Raw genomic sequence first — 16419 nt, forward strand, 5'->3', positions numbered from 1 at the left:
AGTTAGTTAAGATGTGCTAAGATTCCCTCTTTACTAGATGTAACTGGTTTCATCCAAAAACATTAGAGAATGTGCTTTGTGTAATGGATTCGCGTCCAATTATATTAAATTGGGACATATATCGCATTACTGTATCTCTTTGCGAAACAATGGACGGAAATATGGCTTATTGAGTGGCTTTGTTTTGCACACCGGGAGTGCGGCTAAATGTTAAGTGTTTAATTTTTGGTTTCGGGGGAGCGTTCTTCTCGATGATGTTGAAGAGTTACTGGTTGAGCCTCTGCCGGTTGAAGACGACCCATTAGTCAACACAGCTCTAAGCTCCGAGCAGCCTGATGATATCGACATATCAAAACGGCTAGTTGACGGCGAAACCAGATATTTTGATCCCTACATAGCTGAGCACCAAGAAACGTTCTTTGGCTCATCAATCGACGACGACATCACGGTTTTGGATGAAAGTGGTGCGGGGCTTGATGCATCTTATTTCCTTGGCGATGGGGACGATACAATTGACGACACCTCTGGTCGGGAATTCTTTGCCGGAATGGATGGCGATGACGTCATAAATTCGGGTTCGGGGAGTGATCGGGTATTTGGGGGTGACGGCGATGATCTCATCGTTAACGAAAGTGAGCTTGGGCTGATCAACGGAAACGATGGTAATGACACCATCTTTGGCGGCAATGATAATGATAATGTTGGAGGTGGCTCTGGTGACGACGCGATTTACGGTGGAGCTGGCAACGATGCGCTCAGCGGTCACGATGGAGCCGATTACCTGAGTGGTGGCTCCGGCGACGACCTTTTGGCGGGGACATATCTTAATGGCCCGGGTTCGTCGGATTCTAGTACTGGTATTGATACACTTGATGGCGGCGACGGGAATGACATTTTGATCATGAACCGAGGTGAGGTTGGGACCGGAGGAGATGGAAACGATCAATTCAGGGTGGCTGGAACGGGAAGTCTAGAAACACCTGTCGCTCATATTGAGGATTTTCAATCCGGCGTTGATACACTTGAACTTTACTATCGTGCTTCAGCAGGAAGCGAACATTTGATCGATGTATCCTACGATCCGCAAAGCGACCTCACGAGTGTCTTCCTAGACGATGATCTGATCGTGACCCTTGCTGGCAGCCCGTTGCTCAGCGCGGGTATGATCAATTTGCATGGACAGTATTATTGATCCACAGCGCGAATATGGTGCCAAATCGATGTTGATACCTTGTTGATAGCGACAGGGTATCGGCGCATTCATGACACGTGTTTCTTGGTGGCCAGTAATAGTGCACACTTACTTCGTCAAAAGATAAGCGAGAAACATCAATCAGATGAGGTGGCGAAGGCCGACCGCCATTTTGGTGCGTGCCCAAGCAACCTCTCGTATTTCAAAATCAAAATTTATCGCGGACCAGGGCAGGCTAATCACATGTTATTTGCTTGATTTAGGGGCAGTAAAACAAGGCCTTACAGCCGTTAGCGAATATCCAACAAGGTTGCCATTTGGGAATATTCTTGAACACGAGTCTCACAATTTGAGGTGGTCTTCTTATTATACCAGTTGATTAATTAACCGAAAGGTATAATGCTTGAGCTATGGATAAATCCAACCAACTGGACGTGGCTTTCGCCGCCTTAGCCAATCCAACTCGAAGGGCGATCCTTGCGCATTTGGCGCAGGGCGAAGCAACTGTGAATGCCTTGGCAGAACCGTTTGACATGAGCTTACCTGCAATCTCAAAACACATTCGTGTCCTTGAAAATGCTGGTTTGGTCACACGAGGTCGGGACGCGCAATTCCGACCCTGCACATTGGATGCACGGCCGCTACAAGTCGTGGCCAATTGGACCGATCAATATCGCCACATCTGGGATGCGCGCTTTGACGTGATGGACGAATTACTACTGACAATGAAGGAAACAAGTGATGAGCAATCAACAGGCCTGGGTGAAGATACAGCGTGAATTTGACGCTCCGATTGGAAATGTCTGGAAAATGTGGACCGATCCAGAGCTTTTCAAGCAATGGTACGGCCCAAAGGGGATGTCTGTCCCAACTGCCGAAATGGATTTAGTTGTTGGAGGAATGCGCAAAATTTGCATGGAGATGAAGACACCCGAACGCACAATGACGATGTGGTTCATAGGTGTCTACAAAGAGATAAAAAGCCCGTCCCGCCTCGTCTATACAGAAAGTATGTGCGACGAAGACGGGACAATTATCTCTTCCGAAAGAATGGGTATGCCCGCAGGGCACCCGGATATCACCGAAGTCATTGTCGAACTCAGCGAAGCCAACGGTAAGACCACGATGACAATGGTTCATGTTGGTGTGCCAGAGGGTTTAGCTGGTGAAGGTGGATGGAACCAAGCCTTCGATAAGCTTGCTGAGGTTGTGGGTAGCGTAAAATGAACGCGGATAGATCTCGGCAAACGAGCTGGACGCCTACTTCGCGTGCGTTTTAGATTCTGTCTATCGTGAGGGTTGTAGTGGCGAAGGAATGAACGGACCCCTGCGCGCAAGAAAACGTCGCAGCAATGCAGTTTGCTGAGAGCGGACGTCGGCATTGCTGCGTAGCGATTGGAGGATGCCGAGGGCACCTTGGTGGTCTTTTCCAATTCACTTCTCAGCTACCATCACCTTTCACCAGTGATCGGACGCCCCTAATACGAATGCTCCCGAAACTATTTTTGAGGAATCGTATAAATCCCATCCAACATGGCTTCGCGCGTAACCAGAAGCAGACCTGCCTGGACGACATATCGGGTGGGAAACGGATCCTAGAGCAGACATTCAAACAGCCATCGGTCGGGGTTTGTTCTGCGGAGCGCAATACCATTGAGATCGTCCAGCCTAGCGGACCAGCGGGGCCTTAAAGTGATCATGACGCCAGCAGGCCGTCACAAAGGGCCGACGCCAGCCCAATTCACATTGGTGGAAAGGGGATGGCGTCAATCTCTGTTTGAGAGCGATTAAATCAGGATGAGCCCCTCGCCTCCACCTCCGCCTTCAAAGGCAAAGATTTCTACGTCCAAAGTCGCTGTTGATCCGCCTTCAATCCCATAGGTAAACTGAGTATTCGTTGTTTCCATGTCAGTGAGATGATCGAATTGGCCATTGGCGGAGAAATCAACTGTTCCGTCAGCGTTTACCATTAACAGCCCGCCATTTGAGCCGATATAGCTTGTGCCTTCGACTAACGCAGCGCCGTTTACTGTGACGATGTCGCCCAAATAGGGCTGTGTATCAGCCGTGACGTCATTTTCGAGCATGCTGAACACAAAATCATCAAGCGGATCAGTCAGATCGAAGTCGCTGAATGTCTCAGCGTTTGAGACAGTCATGGTGTTGTCTACGGCAATGTTTGTGGGCTCAGGTGGCTCGACGATAATTGGATCAGATGTACCGCTGATCTTAACGGAGTCGGCACGATCACCGTCGATTTCACCAACGGATGTCAGCCGTACAGCAAAGTCCTGCCCCATGACATCTGCGATTGACAGCGCTGATCCGCCTGAAGTCGCAAGGGTAAATGACGTAGATTGGATGTCATCCTCACCAATGCCTGGAGTGCCAAACTGCACGCCAACGTCGAATTTACCGTCCTCTTTAACGACCTCACCATTAACGTTATTGTAGCCATCAACCTTGGACACAGAATTGGCGTCAATGTTTTCGCCCGTCAAATCGGTACCCGATACGGTCAGATTATCTGCGATGGAATCGTCAGTCAGATCAAAGAACAACCCGTTGAGGTCGCCAATTACGCCGGTATCGTCCAGCACGTCCAAGTCGAAAATCAAAGATCCGTCCGGTTGTTCGGTGATCGTGATGCCAACTTTTACATCGCCGTCGGTGATTTCAAAATACATGGTGTTCATTGCAGACCCTTTGTTTTGTGGTGCTTGCTCTTAGGTTGAGCTTGAATTTGGGCTGAAATGCGATTTCTGAAAGTCAGATTTATGGCACCCGTGCCGTCTGACTGGCCTGCCATGCATTGCTGATGGGAATTAGTGATTGAAAGTCATGGCTTAGTGCAGAGGTGAAAAACAGCGGTGAATTTTAGTTGAATACTGGCATAGCGTGCATCCAATCGCCTGGATGTTTGGACATTCTGTAGCGCGCCAAGCATTAGGATAATCCGCTGACCGACGTTTCAGTCACAAAAAAAATGCTGCGCGGTGCGCGAATGGCTGCAATGCAGCCCAAGGGGCGGCCGAAGTCCGGTTTGGGTCGTCCTTGATGGCCTCAGATACTGCATGTGAAAATGGGGCTGAAATTTAGTTTGGTAGGTCTTGGCTCTTTTCAGACCTTCGCTGTGGCCGCGGGAACCACATGAGGCAATTTATACAGCACAATGACTGCTAAGCGGAGAAAGGGCCCTGTCATTGATATAGCGCCAAACGCCGCATGGTGACTTATTGCAGCCGTTGGCGCAGGGAATAGAAGTCTTGCCTTCGGGGGCCAAATACATCGTTCTCTGTCAAACTCAGACGAGTCAATATGACGGTCGCGCCTTAATTTAGACAATATTTTATATCATTAAGGTCAAATTCTCGACATGAGTTTAAGTGTCGGGTCGTTTTTTGAGGAATGCGCCGTTATGCTGCAAATATTGACACTTACCTTGCTATACATCAGCCAGCTCGTGTATTTTTCAAACCGTTGGGTAAACCTGACTAAAAGCTTGATCGAAGACGCGCACTCGGCCCGAATGCGCGCTGCGATTGATTGGAATACGAAGAGAGTTCCACGCAAGAAAAAAGTCATCTTTTGGCATTTGGGAATATTACCTGGTGTCCGGCTTTAGCCAATATGAACATCCTCCAAACAATTTGAAAGACTGCTTTGCCGACTTTCGCCGCGATTGCACATCAAAAAAAACGGGGTCGCAGCCCTGCGCGTCCGCTTTCTTCGAGTTGCCCAATTTAGTTTGTGGGCGCAGCACAGGTCAACATTTCGCACAAAGCGTCGAACTAACATGTCCGCTTTGGGTTGGGAGCAGTCATAGCTTCCGTATCTACGAACGGCGGATGTTTCCCGCATAGTCGACATTCATGCATGCGACAAAAAAGAGGGCGAAACGTAATTACAGTAACGCTTCCAAAGTGACTTGGGTGGCTCCTTGTGGGTGTCGCGGTCACTTCTGTGGTTGATAGTTTGGCAGGGCTTGCACCTAAAATTGTGCAGCCGATTTAAGGAGCGTCTTGCGTGATTTATCGCGCCATACGGCCTCCCCAACTTTATCAACCACTTCCAACCTCCATATTTGTCGCCTGTCTGTTTGATGTGAGTGTATCGCTGCAGTGAGGACCACGAGCGATGCCCGGACACGGTTGCTACCTGCGAAATCGTTGCACCGATTTCGAACAGGCGGGTGACACCTTCATGTCGAAGATCGTGGAAGCGCAGGTCTTTAATTTCCAGAACTCTACATGCCCGCGTGAATGCCGCGCTGATGGTGTTTCATGTCCTTGATGAAGGTCTGGTCCAAGCCCTTCCAAGTCACCCTTGTGATTTCTACCTGCCTTCGCGTGGAAAACAGTGCGAACCCAACCACGCGATGCATCGGCAGTGTGCTGGGGCGGCGGTGGTGCTTGTCTTCGAAGATGGTCAGCAGCGCATACAGATCGTCTAGGGTTGGGCGGCGGTCAAGCCTAATTGCTTCGCCAGCCATCCCAAGTCGATTGCAAACCACGAACGCATCTTTCATGGACCTGCTGGTCAAACGGGATGCCCCATGCGGGTCTGGCAACAGCAAAGATTGCCCGGAGGTGGGACATATAGTTTCCAACGGTGGCCAATGTTCGTGTCGCGGCAAGTTCTTTGGCGAATTACAAGGTGTCATGGCTTTGGGCTTCATTTCAGTTCATCGACACGATGTCAGATTTACGGATGGAGCGCAGCAGCGGCGCTTTAGTGTAGCTAATTTCCTATACGTTTTCAGTGATGTAGCTGTCGATAGCTGTGCTTAGGGTCCAGCCTTTTCTTTTTGCAGCGGTTAGGCTGGCCCCAGCTGCAGTGATTTCCTGTATCCGTTTTTTTACCATGTTGCAGTTGAAGAATGCTTGTCAAAAGTTCGGGATTCGCGGTGTACCCATTTGCCATTTCGCCTGATGTTGATTTGTGCAACATATGCGATCGAACCATCTTGGCGGTTTCATTCTATGATCTGGGGCATATCTGAACAACATCTGTTGTTCAGGCAGTAAACAACGGGCAAAACAAGCTAAGCTGTGCGATAATGTTGAAGTGAAACAGAAGCAGTCTTGAAAATAAGTTAATTAAATCAGATATTTGTGGGTCTGCAAGGCTATCCGTTGCACCTATGATTGACTGGACCGATATATATTATTTTATATATATATCAGTAATTTATTCTTGTTCTTAATGGTGTGAGGGACATTTGGGGGTCACCTGCTGAGTGATGCAGCGTAAAAAAGAAAAAACCGCCAGTGTGGGCAGGGTATCAATTTTTCTGTTGTTGGCCAAGGTGGGTGCGATCAGCCTACATTCAATCCCTTAATTGCGTTCGACTTAATAGTACTGGCCTGTTCCTTTGAGATATTGATGGTAAAGGTCTCCCCCTGATTTGGATAAATTTCTTTCCGCACAAAGTCAGTCAAAAAGAACCCGGTTGCTGCACGCTCAATCGAGAGCGTAGTTGAGATAATGTTTCCCCTGTAAGAGCTCGCGTATCCTGTCGCGCCAGGTGTGTAATCAGCTTTCACACCCTTCTGATGGCTCTTAGGGAGCGCGCGGGCAAGAAGGTCATTTTCGACCCTGTTTGCAAAAGAAATCATTTCGCTAGCTGAAGTAATAGTGCGGGCTTCGGTCCTTCCATTAACCTCCAGCAAGCTAGCTTCAATTTTGTCAGCATTTTTCGTCTCGATCTTTGTTCGCATTTGGCGATCCTGTCTTTCATATGACTGTTAAGGATTTGGTGATGTTCCCTTTTAGTGGGGCACATCGGATTTGATGGGAGTGTTGACGTGAAAACAAAGACGCAACTGGCTTTTTCGTAGGCGCTATCATCGAGTTCTATTTCCTGTTTGCTTCAGCGCGCGCGCGAACCATTTTGGCGTCGATATAATGCGCGAGATCAATAAGTGGGATCATACGAGATGATTTCTGGCTCCCGCTCAGACGGACGACCGGAAGAGGAATAGCCCCCTGTTCAAGGCGACGGATAAAAGTTGGCAACGCCATGTACGAAAATTGATCCCGACGCACAGTGTTGATATCAATTAAGGGCGCCCGCAGCGTAGCGTGCTGCGAGGAGAAAGGTAGTGTCCATGTTATAGACTCCCTTATTTTGTTCATTTGAAGAGTAGATATGTCAGCGTTTCTGAGTTGAGAGCCCAAATCTGATAAAAGCCAAAAAAAACGAGAAATAAGACGTCAATCAATTTTGAGTGACATTTTCTATCTGTTGACCGCATTAGAATGGAAGGGAGTCCTCCAAAGTAGGGATTTGCAGCTGATGCTGAGATGTTTTTCTGATTATTGAACGAAGCCTACGGCAGCTTTGACTGATCTCTGCATCGGTTAATCCATGAATGTGCCAGTCAAGCATATCAGCACGTTCAACGCAGCAAACATCGGCGCAATATGGGGAGCCGCATGGGCAGCCGTCGCGAGAAATCCGGTGCCGATCATTCAGGGCCTCAGACAAAAAATCCAGTTCCCCGATTGCATTCAGAATGCTCCAAAACTGCCATTTTTTCAACAATGTCTGACACATTGATGCGCATCTGTTCCGGCAAGCAACCGATACTGTGCCAGAACGGGTCCTGCTTGTCATTGGAGCACAGGAAATTAAGAAAATTGAAGTGATAGAAATCGATTGCTTCGGGCGGACTGTCATCGACAGGCGCCCGTTTGAAGCTTGCAGTTCAACGTGTGTCGTCGAGGCTCGCAGAGCAATATTTGATCTGCAGAACATTTGTTGACGAGTGTGACATCTGTAGCCAGGCTTTAAACGAGTTCTGCGACTGACCCAAATCGGTATCCATGGCTATCGCGATTGCGGAGACGATGCTGTTCAGTTCGTGCGTATCAATATGGATCACTTTTCCAAAGCAAACAGTCGGTGTCGATTTTTCTATCATAATGAAATTTTTTCTCTGTTTCTGTACTCCATCGAAAATAGGCAATGCGATCAGACAAAGAGAAAAAAATGCGAAAAGGATCATAATAGTACGATATTTGGTTATTTTCACCAATACTGCTTAGTCATCATGGAGTTTGTATGATTTTTATTGAATGGAAAAAAAGGCTGAGGCCGCGACAGGGTTGTCAGGGCATGGCTCTCGCAAAAAAAATAGGCAAAATACTGGGGATCACCTCCAAAACTATACGGGAAGGCGAACAATCAGGCTTTGCGACTCCAAAAATGGTCAAAACACTTTTGGACTATATTGATAAGCAGACAGTTCAAACATTTGAGCCGTTCTATGGTGTAGGTGGCCGGTGGAATGCCAGCAGATGCATTGGTGGAGTTTATGTGACGCACGTGGCCAGGCCGCTGGCTTTCACAGCCTTTTTTAGGAAGTCGAGTGTATCAAAACTGACCTCGCCGGAGGAGTTGTGCACATCTGTGACAGCATATGACGATATGTCTGATTGCCAGCTTTCAGAGTTAGTCAGTGAAGCCTGCGAAATTGCTGCCAAGATACTTTGGCTCTCTTTAGCCACATAGATGCCAAGCTTTAACATCATTAATTTCAAGGAACTTATTTTCAGTGTTTAACTATTAGCCGCAAAGTGGGGTTTTTGGTGAGAGCTGCCTGCATAGAGTACTCGGTTCAATCTTTGGGCGTAAATGCCGTAATGACAGAACTTAAATAAACTCCGTCGCACCAGCCGATTGACAGATTAAGCATGCTTGTAACATTTGACCCTTAACTGTGAAAAGCAATTGGATGCTGTCTATGTCCCGTGATTCTAAATCTATGGATCATCGATTTATTGATGGGATCGCTGTCAAGAAGCGTTTCCTCGCAGAAGTGCGCAGCTACGTAGAGGGAGCAGGCACGTTGTCCCGCCTTGTGTCGATCCTGATTGGCGACGTGCCCGAGGCCGCTGTCTATGTGCGCAATCAAGTGCGCGGGGCAGAGCAGCCGGGGGTGCCGTTCGAGCAGCTCAACCGGCCAGCAGACATCACTCAGGAGGTGTGCAAGGCGCGGCTGATTGCGATGAATGATGATCCGACAGTTTTTGGTACTATCCTGCAACGCCCTGTGCCTGCCCACATTAACGTCCGCTCGCTGCAATCTGCAATCCACCCGCTCAAGGATGTGGAAGGGATGAACCCCGCTTCTATTGGGAATATTGTCTATTCCGGTGTAGCGCTCGCGCCTTGTACTGCAGCGGCGAGTGTGGAGTTGATCAAAGAGACAGGGCTGGAGATGGAGGGCCTTGAAGTTGTGATGATCGGTCATTTGGAGATTGTAGGTAAACCTGCGGCGATGATGCTGATGGCCGAAGGATGAAAAGTGACGATGTGTCATCACATGACCCGCTCCGTTGCGATGCATTCACGCCGTGCGGATGTGGAGGTTGTGGCCGTGGGTAAGGCGCATCTGGTGGGCGTCGACATGATAAAACCAGGTGCAGTTGTGATTGATATCGGCATCAACCAGATCGGAACGGCAGAAGGATTCAAGATTGTGGGCGACGTAGATACAGTTACGGTGCTGGAAGTCGCCGGATGGATCACGCCCGTGCCGGGCGGTGTGGGCCCTGTGACGGTCGCGATCTTGATGCGCAACGCCATGGTCGCGCATCAACGTCAGATCGCGGCAGGCTGGTTATAGTGCCAGATATCCGACGCCGCAAAAGGCGACAATGCAGCCGCCCCATTGGCGTAGCGACATACGTTCTTTGAGCAAGAGCCACGCCAATAGGATTGTCAGAAGCCCGAACATCGATGAGGCGACGGCGGCGTATTGAGGGTCAGGCAGGCTGCCTGCGGATAGAACACAGAGCAGGGCAATGCCGTCCGCAATGCCCATCGAGATCAGCAAAGGTAGTGCGCGTTTGCCCGGCCAGAATGGCAGCTTGAAGGCCAGCAGGATCACAACGGTGAGCCCCACGGCAAGGATGCGCGTGATCAATGTGGTTGGCATTTCGCCGCTCAGTTCTGCTGCGAGTTGTCCAAGGGCGAACGTACCTGCAAATCCGACAGCGGCGATGAGAGAAAAGAGAATGGTCGGCCCTTTTGGGGGTGCTTCGTCAGTGCTCGTGTCAGAGAGCGCTGCCACGATCGCAACACCGGATACTACTGCCACAACCGCAGCCCATTGCTGGGGAGTGATCACTGTACCGCTGGCTGCGGCAAGCCCGACAGAGAGGATAGGGTAGGCTGCAATCAGTGGGGCCACCAGACGGACAGGGCCACGTTCAAACGCATGATAAAGCCCAAAGGTCGCCACGACAAAGAACGTCCCCGCGCCGAGGGAAAGCCAGACAGCCTCAGCCGCGAGTGGGGCAAACCCACCCGTGACGCCCATCAGCCCAAGGTGAAACACCAATCCCGTGAGCAGCACGGTAAAGATGCACGCGCTCAGTGGTGTTTTCTGGCTGAGGAAGCGCACGCAGATATCATGAAAGCCCCAACAGAGGGCCGCGATCATGCCGAGGGCAAGCGTGTTCATTTATCGCGCCTAAAAAAAGGAATCATAAAAACCAAACAGGCGAGCAGAAAGAACACCGACCCGAACATTGCCCAGAAGTTGCCAATGGATGCGATGCAAAATCCGATCGCGGAGATTACAAACAGGATCCAACCTGTAAAATTGATGCGGTGATCAGTCATTTCGTTCGATTTTGTTTGATGTGACGCTTCGGGTATGTATTCTTACTGTTAAATAAATATTCCGCTCATGCAATAGTGAGCAGGCTGGAGTAACTCGATGTTAGACGACTACCCTAGAGTACAGCCGGGACCTCCGAAGCCCAGCAAAATCGTCCAGCCGTATGTGTTTTCGCTACCGCGTGGGACAGAGCGCTATGTTGTAGAGGGGCAGGGTGCTGTGCTCATCCCGCTCGAGACGGGCGATCAACTTACCGTCATCAACGATGAAGGTGGTCAGCAGTGTGAGATTGTTGTCGTTGATACCTCAGGGCGCGATGATGCAGGCATTCTTGGAGCCACGGCCGATGGCGATGCAGGTGGGCTGAAAGCGTTGTTGTCTGGTGACGATCAATCCCTGCGCGGTCTGCGCATGGGGCTTGATGCGCGCAATATCGATTTGGGCACAATGCAAGCTGTACATCTTTTTGAGGCGACCAGCCCGCCCAAAGCCGAAGCCAGCTTTACTGCCTCGCGGGATGGGACGGTCATCATCGCTGCACCCGGTGCCAAGATGGATTTCGAACGCCAGAATACCGCAACGCCGCTCACTGTGATAATCAAACGTGCGACGATCAAGATGCACACTCAGTTCAAGCTGCCCGATCCGCTAGCCGATCCGATAGCCGACATTCGCGTCCATACGCAGACAGCGGAATCGTTTTTCGTGAAGGCGGGGGACTATATCCAGATCATAGACGTGGACGGACGTCAGTGTTCTGACTTTGAGTGCTTTTCCGCGCGCAAGCTGGACAAGGGGATCGAGCATGCACTTGATGTGACCACCACGCGCACGTTGATGGGGCATGCCTATCCAATGCCAGGCCTGCACGCGAAATATTATGATCAGGAGATGCTGCCGCTGGTTGAAGTGGTGCAGGATACGTGTGGGCGGCACGATGCCTTCGCCATGGCCTGTACCGAGAAATATTATAACGACACAGGCTATCTGGGTCACGTGAATTGCTCGACCAATTTCAATCATGCGCTCAAGGACTACGGTGTCGCCCCGCGCCGTGGCTGGATGGCGATCAACTTTTTCTTCAACACATCGCTGGACGACCATGGCGTGATGTACGCGGATGAGCCGTGGTCCCGCCCCGGCGATTATGTACTGCTGCGCGCACTGACCGATATCGTTTGTGTCAGCTCCGCCTGTCCGGATGACACAACAGCCGCAAACGGCTGGAACCCCACAGATATTCATGTCCGCACCTATAGTGGCAAAGAAACATTCCAGCGGGCGATTGCGACCCGTGTGACCCCAGATTCGGAGCCGAAAATGACCAAACAAACAGGTTTCCACGAGAAATTCGCTGAGCACACCCGCAACTTTGTGGAGTATAACGGTTACTGGCTGGCGAGCTGCTATACCGATGCAGGGCCAATCGAAGAGTACCACGCCTGTCGCCAGAAGTGTGTCATCTTGGACCTGTCGCCTCTGCGCAAGTTCGAGATTATGGGACCAGATGCCGAGGCGCTGTGCCAGTACGCCTTCACCCGCAACATGAAGACGCTACCCGTTGGGGGCGTGGTGTATACGGCCATGTGTTTCGAACATGGCGGCATGGTTGATGACGGGACAGTTTACCGTCTGGCTAAGGATAATTTTCGCTGGATTGGTGGTGCCGATTATGGCGGCGTATGGTTGCGCGAATTGGCGGAAAAGCTGGAACTGAAAGTTCAGGTACGCTCATCCACGGACCAGATGCATAACGTCGCTGTGCAAGGTCCTGAGAGCCGCGATTTGCTGCGCAAGATCGTCTGGACTGCGCCACACAACCCCGAGTTTGACCAGTTGGGCTGGTTCCGTTTCACGCCTGCGCGTCTGAACAATGAAAGCGGTACGGCCTTTGTCCTCAGCCGCACAGGCTATACTGGTGAGCTCGGTTATGAAGTAATGTGCCATCCTAAGGATTGCACCGAGATTTTTGATGCCATCTGGGAAGCGGGCCAAGAGCACGGGATCAGGCCGATGGGCCTTGATGCGCTGGATATGGTGCGGATTGAGGCGGGGCTTATCTTTGCGGGCTATGATTTCAGCGATCAGACGGATCCGTTTGAAGCGGGCATCGGGTTTACCGTGCCGCTCAAGTCCAAAACTGATGATTTTATGGGGCGTGATGCGCTGATCCGCCGCAAGGAAAACCCGATGCGCAAGATGGTCGGCATCGAGATCGATAGCAACGTTGATGTGGGGCATGGCGATTGTATCCATATCGGTCGCGCACAAATCGGTGAGGTTACATCGGCCGTCCGCTCTCCACTATTGGGTAAAAACGTGGCGATGGCGCGGATTGACGTGACGCATGCGGCGCCTGGAACTGCTATCGAGATTGGCAAGCTGGATGGGCATCAGAAGCGTATTCCGGCAGTTATTGCCGAAAACCTTGCGGCCTTCGATCCGACCAAATCGCGCCCACGCTCGTGATGCGGTTTGCCTGCATCTGCGCGCTGGTTTTGAGTGTGGGTGCGGCGCATGCGCAGTCGGTCAAGCTGGCGGCCCATGAGATTACTGTCCTATTGTCTGGGAACACTGCGGTGGGGAAGTGGGACGGCATCAGCTACCGTCAGTATTTCGATCCGGATGGTACAACCATCTATGCCCAAGACGGAGCCCGTTCTGTGCGGGGTCAATGGCGTGTGGAGGGCGATGAATACCAGAGCATCTGGCCCAATGATCCTGAATGGGAGGGGTGGTTTGTGATGGAATATGCGGGCGATTGGTTTTGGGTGAGCAAGACGACACCACCGACTCCCTTTAAGATTGTCATAGGTGAAAAGCTGATTTCGGAGTAGGCATGACAGCACTGGACGATATCGGCGGTGAGGACAGGCTGCGCGTTTTGGTTGAGCATTTCTACGACCTTATCGAGACATTACCCGAAGGGTCAAACCTGCGCCGTCTTCACGGGCGAGGACATGGCGTGGATCATGCGCGCACTGAACAGTTCAATTTCCTGTCCGGCTTTCTGGGGGGTAGGCCCTATTACAAAGAAAAACACGGGCATATGGATGTGAAGTTGATGCATGCCCATGTCCCGATCCGGCAGGTAGACGCAGATAATTGGATGATATGTATGAACAAGGCGTTGGACGATGAAGGGCACGAAGGGCTGCATGTTAATAAGCTACGCGCAGTATTTCAGCGTGTTGCGACCGTTTTGATCAATGATGTAGCAGATTGGGAGGAAGCGTGATGGCTGTGCGGATTTTAAGTAGTGCGTTTATGCTCTTTGGCGCGGTTGCGTGTGCGGCTGATACATTCTGCGCGGATGTTGAGGCATTGACTGGTTCAGGTGCTTCAGGTGCCACGCAGGCGTTTGTTCTTCCCAAAGGACTATCCGCCGCAATGACGGTGTCCGAGAGGGCTGCGGAGTGCCGGACCTCGCTCGCATTGTCAGGGGGTAGTCATGTGCATTGTAATTGGTCGTTCGGGTATCGGTCAGATCAGGCAAAGCAGGTATTTCAAGGGCTGATCAGCGCGGTGGCAACATGCCTAGGACCAGAGGCCGCAATGACGACTGACAGTTCCGTTAATCACCCTGATGCCTATGACCTGCGGATGTTTGATCGAGGCGGACAAGAGTTCGCCGTATCGCTCAAAGACAAAGGTGCCTTGCAGCAAACCCTTGTCTTCGTACGTGTTCAAAAGCGCTAATTCTGCAAATAAACTTCAAGGCTGTCATCTAATGCATCTTTCCACGGTGTGTGGTGCTTGGGCGCCATGGTGCCTGTGATCACGGATTTATAGCCGTTGTCACGGAAGGTCATGATGCCTGCCTTCTTGTGGCCTTTCCAAGCTTTGAATGCTTGACAGGCGCCTTCGACGTCAAAGGTCGGGTAATCAGTCTCGTTCACCAGTTCCTTGATATAATCCCCCTGATACCAGATGGCGTCATAGTCATCCTCGCCTGCGTCTTCGCGCGCAATACGGTCAGCCACATCCGCTTTCATCGTTGCAGCATCGGGCAGGGTGATCCGGCCCATGATGGCGTCACGGATATACCATGCCTGAGCGTCGAACATGTTGAAGGTGAACCACTGGTCCTGCATGCCGATGTAGAAGAGGGCGGGCTCATGAACGTATGCCACGCCTTTATAGAGGTCGGATGAGGCAAGACGGTTTGCTGTTTTGAGGCGCAGACTGTCAGGCAAGAAGGAGAAGTGGTGCTTGTATCCCGTACACAGGATCACGGCATCCACATCGCGGCTGGAGCCATCCTTGAAGTGGGCGGTGTTGCCGTCGATATGTGTGAGCAGGGGCACTTCGGCCCAGTTATCAGGCCAGTCATAGCCCATCGCTGCAGTGCGGTGACTCACGGTTATGGATTTTGCGCCGTATTTCCAGCACTGACTGCCGATGTCTTCAGCGGAGTAGCTGGTTCCGACGATGAGGATGTCCTTGTCCTTGAACTCCATCGCGTCGCGGAAGTCATGGGCATGTAGAACACGGCCTTTGAAGCTCTCGAAGCCGTCGAACTGTGGGACATTTGGCGTGCTGAAATGACCTGAGCAGACGATGACGTGGTCGAACGCTTCGGTATAGGTGTTGTCGTTTGGGAGATCACAAACCGTGACGTTAAACTTGTCGCCGTCCTTCTCGACCCAACGCACGGCAGTCTCGAATTTGATCCAGTCGCGCACGCCCGCTTTCTTTACGCGGCCTTCGATATAGTCGAAAAGCACCGCGCGGGGCGGATAAGAGGCAATCTGTTTGCCGAAGTGTTCCTCGAATGAGTAGTCAGCGAATTCCAGACCTTCCTTGGGGCCGTTTGACCACAGATAGCGGTACATGGATCCGTGCACAGGTTCGCCATATTCATCGAGACCTGTGCGCCATGTGTAATTCCAAAGGCCGCCCCAATTTGATTGCTTCTCGAAGCAGACGATTTCGGGGATGTCGGAACCCAGAGCCGCTGCAGATTGAAACGCACGCATCTGTGCCAACCCTGAAGGGCCGGCCCCGATAATCGCTATTCTCTTGGTCATGATCTGCGCTCCTCTACATAAATTTGTTCACTGCTACAGTACATGCGCGGGGGAATTTAAGTAAACTAATTTTCCTTTTGGGAAATTAATATGCCATAACTATGAAGATTGATCTGTGATCGACAAACCAGTTAAAGGGGGCTGTATGGCTATGACGAAACCGCATTTTACTTTTTGGATTGCCGCTGCTTTTGGGATTGTTTGGTATGGGATGGGCAGTCTGAATTACATTGTTCAAACAAACCCTGCTTCCGTCGCGCAAATGCCTGAAAGCTATCAGTTAATCATCAATGCGCGTCCCGCTTGGGCAACTGCCGGGTTTGCAGTTGATGTTTTTGGCGGGGCTGTGGGGTGTATCTTGTTGATGTTGCGCCGCAAGGTGGCCGTAGCCGTCTTTGTTCTATCGTTGATGGGGACCTTGCTGAAGGGAGTTTTCACAACAATGCTGGTCGGGCCGTTGCCTCCGGTGCTGTTGTCCGGACTGATCGCTGCGGCTTTGCTTTGGTATGCCACTATTGCGCGACGATCAGGGTGGCTGGTGTAAGGTACGCGCCCTCCCGATAGA

At 51.1% G+C, this 16419-nt stretch carries 16 protein-coding genes and 1 pseudogene; 10 read left to right on the forward strand and 7 right to left on the reverse strand.

All coding sequences use genetic code 11. The features are described from left to right. Window positions 1-214 precede the first annotated feature (214 nt). From V7775_RS07940 to V7775_RS07950, 3 genes are all read left to right on the forward strand, one after another. Complete coding sequence (locus V7775_RS07940) at window positions 215-1192, forward strand: calcium-binding protein (RefSeq protein ID WP_335751349.1); 978 nt, start codon at window positions 215-217, stop codon at window positions 1190-1192. A 410-nt stretch (window positions 1193-1602) separates the two neighbouring features. Next, entirely contained in the window at window positions 1603-1971 is a 369-nt protein-coding gene (locus V7775_RS07945) for an ArsR/SmtB family transcription factor (protein ID WP_335751350.1), read from the forward strand. Then, on the forward strand, window positions 1934-2419 hold the full coding sequence (locus V7775_RS07950; RefSeq protein ID WP_335751351.1) for an SRPBCC family protein: 486 nt from the start codon (window positions 1934-1936) through the stop codon (window positions 2417-2419). The genes V7775_RS07945 and V7775_RS07950 overlap by 38 nt, the downstream gene beginning before the upstream one ends. A gap of 560 nt (window positions 2420-2979) precedes the next feature. Here V7775_RS07950 and V7775_RS07955 read toward each other — a convergent pair. From V7775_RS07955 to V7775_RS24715, 5 genes are all read right to left on the reverse strand, one after another. Further along, entirely contained in the window at window positions 2980-3888 is a 909-nt protein-coding gene (locus V7775_RS07955; RefSeq protein WP_335751352.1) for a hypothetical protein, read from the reverse strand. 1174 nt (window positions 3889-5062) lie between these two features. After that, window positions 5063-5467 carry a tyrosine-type recombinase/integrase gene (locus V7775_RS07960; RefSeq protein ID WP_335751754.1) on the reverse strand — a complete coding sequence of 135 codons (405 nt, stop codon included), beginning with the start codon at window positions 5465-5467 and terminating at the stop codon, window positions 5063-5065. Next, window positions 5439-5720 (reverse strand): hypothetical protein, encoded by a 282-nt coding sequence (locus V7775_RS07965; protein ID WP_335751353.1) that lies wholly within the window; start codon window positions 5718-5720, stop codon window positions 5439-5441. Before V7775_RS07965 ends, V7775_RS07960 begins: the two co-directional genes overlap by 29 nt. A 790-nt stretch (window positions 5721-6510) precedes the next feature. Continuing rightward, a complete protein-coding gene (locus V7775_RS07970; RefSeq protein ID WP_335751354.1) occupies window positions 6511-6912 on the reverse strand; it encodes a hypothetical protein in 402 nt (133 codons plus the stop codon). A gap of 136 nt (window positions 6913-7048) precedes the next feature. Further along, on the reverse strand, window positions 7049-7330 hold the full coding sequence (locus V7775_RS24715; protein ID WP_443070105.1) for a pyocin activator PrtN family protein: 282 nt from the start codon (window positions 7328-7330) through the stop codon (window positions 7049-7051). A gap of 928 nt (window positions 7331-8258) precedes the next feature. Between V7775_RS24715 and V7775_RS07975 the strand changes: the two genes are divergently transcribed. Together V7775_RS07975 and V7775_RS07980 are read left to right on the forward strand one after the other, a co-directional pair. Continuing rightward, window positions 8259-8708 (forward strand): hypothetical protein, encoded by a 450-nt coding sequence (locus V7775_RS07975; protein ID WP_335751355.1) that lies wholly within the window; start codon window positions 8259-8261, stop codon window positions 8706-8708. Window positions 8709-8961: 253 nt separating this feature from the next. Further along, a pseudogene (locus V7775_RS07980) lies at window positions 8962-9825 on the forward strand (bifunctional 5,10-methylenetetrahydrofolate dehydrogenase/5,10-methenyltetrahydrofolate cyclohydrolase). Here the strand turns inward: V7775_RS07980 and V7775_RS07985 are convergent. Further along, window positions 9820-10665: a DMT family transporter gene (locus V7775_RS07985; protein ID WP_335751356.1), complete on the reverse strand. Its 846-nt coding sequence runs from the start codon at window positions 10663-10665 to the stop codon at window positions 9820-9822. The pseudogene V7775_RS07980 and the gene V7775_RS07985 sit on opposite strands and share 6 nt — an antisense overlap. 258 nt (window positions 10666-10923) lie before the next feature. On the opposite strand from V7775_RS07985, the gene V7775_RS07990 reads away from it, so the two are divergent. From V7775_RS07990 to V7775_RS08005, 4 genes are read left to right on the forward strand one after another with little or no spacing between them, the layout of a single operon-like run. Then, window positions 10924-13293, forward strand: coding sequence for a DUF1989 domain-containing protein (locus tag V7775_RS07990; RefSeq protein ID WP_335751357.1), 2370 nt, complete (start codon window positions 10924-10926; stop codon window positions 13291-13293). Further along, window positions 13293-13661 carry a hypothetical protein gene (locus V7775_RS07995; RefSeq protein WP_335751358.1) on the forward strand — a complete coding sequence of 123 codons (369 nt, stop codon included), beginning with the start codon at window positions 13293-13295 and terminating at the stop codon, window positions 13659-13661. The genes V7775_RS07990 and V7775_RS07995 overlap by 1 nt, the downstream gene beginning before the upstream one ends. A 2-nt stretch (window positions 13662-13663) precedes the next feature. Then, the gene (locus V7775_RS08000) at window positions 13664-14062 is read left to right on the forward strand and encodes a group II truncated hemoglobin (protein ID WP_335751359.1); all 399 of its coding nucleotides are present in this window, start codon (window positions 13664-13666) and stop codon (window positions 14060-14062) included. Beyond that, window positions 14062-14523, forward strand: a complete 462-nt coding sequence (locus V7775_RS08005; protein WP_335751360.1) for a hypothetical protein — start codon at window positions 14062-14064, stop codon at window positions 14521-14523. The genes V7775_RS08000 and V7775_RS08005 overlap by 1 nt, the downstream gene beginning before the upstream one ends. Here V7775_RS08005 and V7775_RS08010 read toward each other — a convergent pair. Continuing rightward, window positions 14520-15854, reverse strand: coding sequence for an NAD(P)/FAD-dependent oxidoreductase (locus V7775_RS08010; RefSeq protein WP_335751361.1), 1335 nt, complete (start codon window positions 15852-15854; stop codon window positions 14520-14522). The genes V7775_RS08005 and V7775_RS08010 overlap by 4 nt on opposite strands. A gap of 145 nt (window positions 15855-15999) precedes the next feature. Here V7775_RS08010 and V7775_RS08015 point away from each other — a divergent pair, with 145 nt between their 5' ends. Continuing rightward, window positions 16000-16398, forward strand: coding sequence for a hypothetical protein (locus V7775_RS08015; RefSeq protein WP_335751362.1), 399 nt, complete (start codon window positions 16000-16002; stop codon window positions 16396-16398). Window positions 16399-16419 lie beyond the last annotated feature (21 nt).

The sequence above is a fragment of the Sulfitobacter sp. genome, from assembly GCF_036960155.1.
Classification (GTDB): domain Bacteria; phylum Pseudomonadota; class Alphaproteobacteria; order Rhodobacterales; family Rhodobacteraceae; genus Sulfitobacter.

Coding starts and splice junctions, on each gene's coding strand:
- V7775_RS07945 (WP_335751350.1), top strand. CDS start 1,603: ATGGATAAATCCAACCAACTGGACGTGGCTTTCGCCGCCTTAGCCAAT.
- V7775_RS07950 (WP_335751351.1), top strand. CDS start 1,934: ATGAGCAATCAACAGGCCTGGGTGAAGATACAGCGTGAATTTGACGCT.
- V7775_RS07955 (WP_335751352.1), bottom strand. CDS start 3,888: ATGAACACCATGTATTTTGAAATCACCGACGGCGATGTAAAAGTTGGC.
- V7775_RS07965 (WP_335751353.1), bottom strand. CDS start 5,720: ATGAAAGATGCGTTCGTGGTTTGCAATCGACTTGGGATGGCTGGCGAA.
- V7775_RS07970 (WP_335751354.1), bottom strand. CDS start 6,912: ATGCGAACAAAGATCGAGACGAAAAATGCTGACAAAATTGAAGCTAGC.
- V7775_RS24715 (WP_443070105.1), bottom strand. CDS start 7,330: ATGAACAAAATAAGGGAGTCTATAACATGGACACTACCTTTCTCCTCG.
- V7775_RS07975 (WP_335751355.1), top strand. CDS start 8,259: ATGATTTTTATTGAATGGAAAAAAAGGCTGAGGCCGCGACAGGGTTGT.
- V7775_RS07985 (WP_335751356.1), bottom strand. CDS start 10,665: ATGAACACGCTTGCCCTCGGCATGATCGCGGCCCTCTGTTGGGGCTTT.
- V7775_RS07990 (WP_335751357.1), top strand. CDS start 10,924: ATGTTAGACGACTACCCTAGAGTACAGCCGGGACCTCCGAAGCCCAGC.
- V7775_RS07995 (WP_335751358.1), top strand. CDS start 13,293: ATGCGGTTTGCCTGCATCTGCGCGCTGGTTTTGAGTGTGGGTGCGGCG.
- V7775_RS08000 (WP_335751359.1), top strand. CDS start 13,664: ATGACAGCACTGGACGATATCGGCGGTGAGGACAGGCTGCGCGTTTTG.
- V7775_RS08005 (WP_335751360.1), top strand. CDS start 14,062: ATGGCTGTGCGGATTTTAAGTAGTGCGTTTATGCTCTTTGGCGCGGTT.
- V7775_RS08010 (WP_335751361.1), bottom strand. CDS start 15,854: ATGACCAAGAGAATAGCGATTATCGGGGCCGGCCCTTCAGGGTTGGCA.
- V7775_RS08015 (WP_335751362.1), top strand. CDS start 16,000: ATGGCTATGACGAAACCGCATTTTACTTTTTGGATTGCCGCTGCTTTT.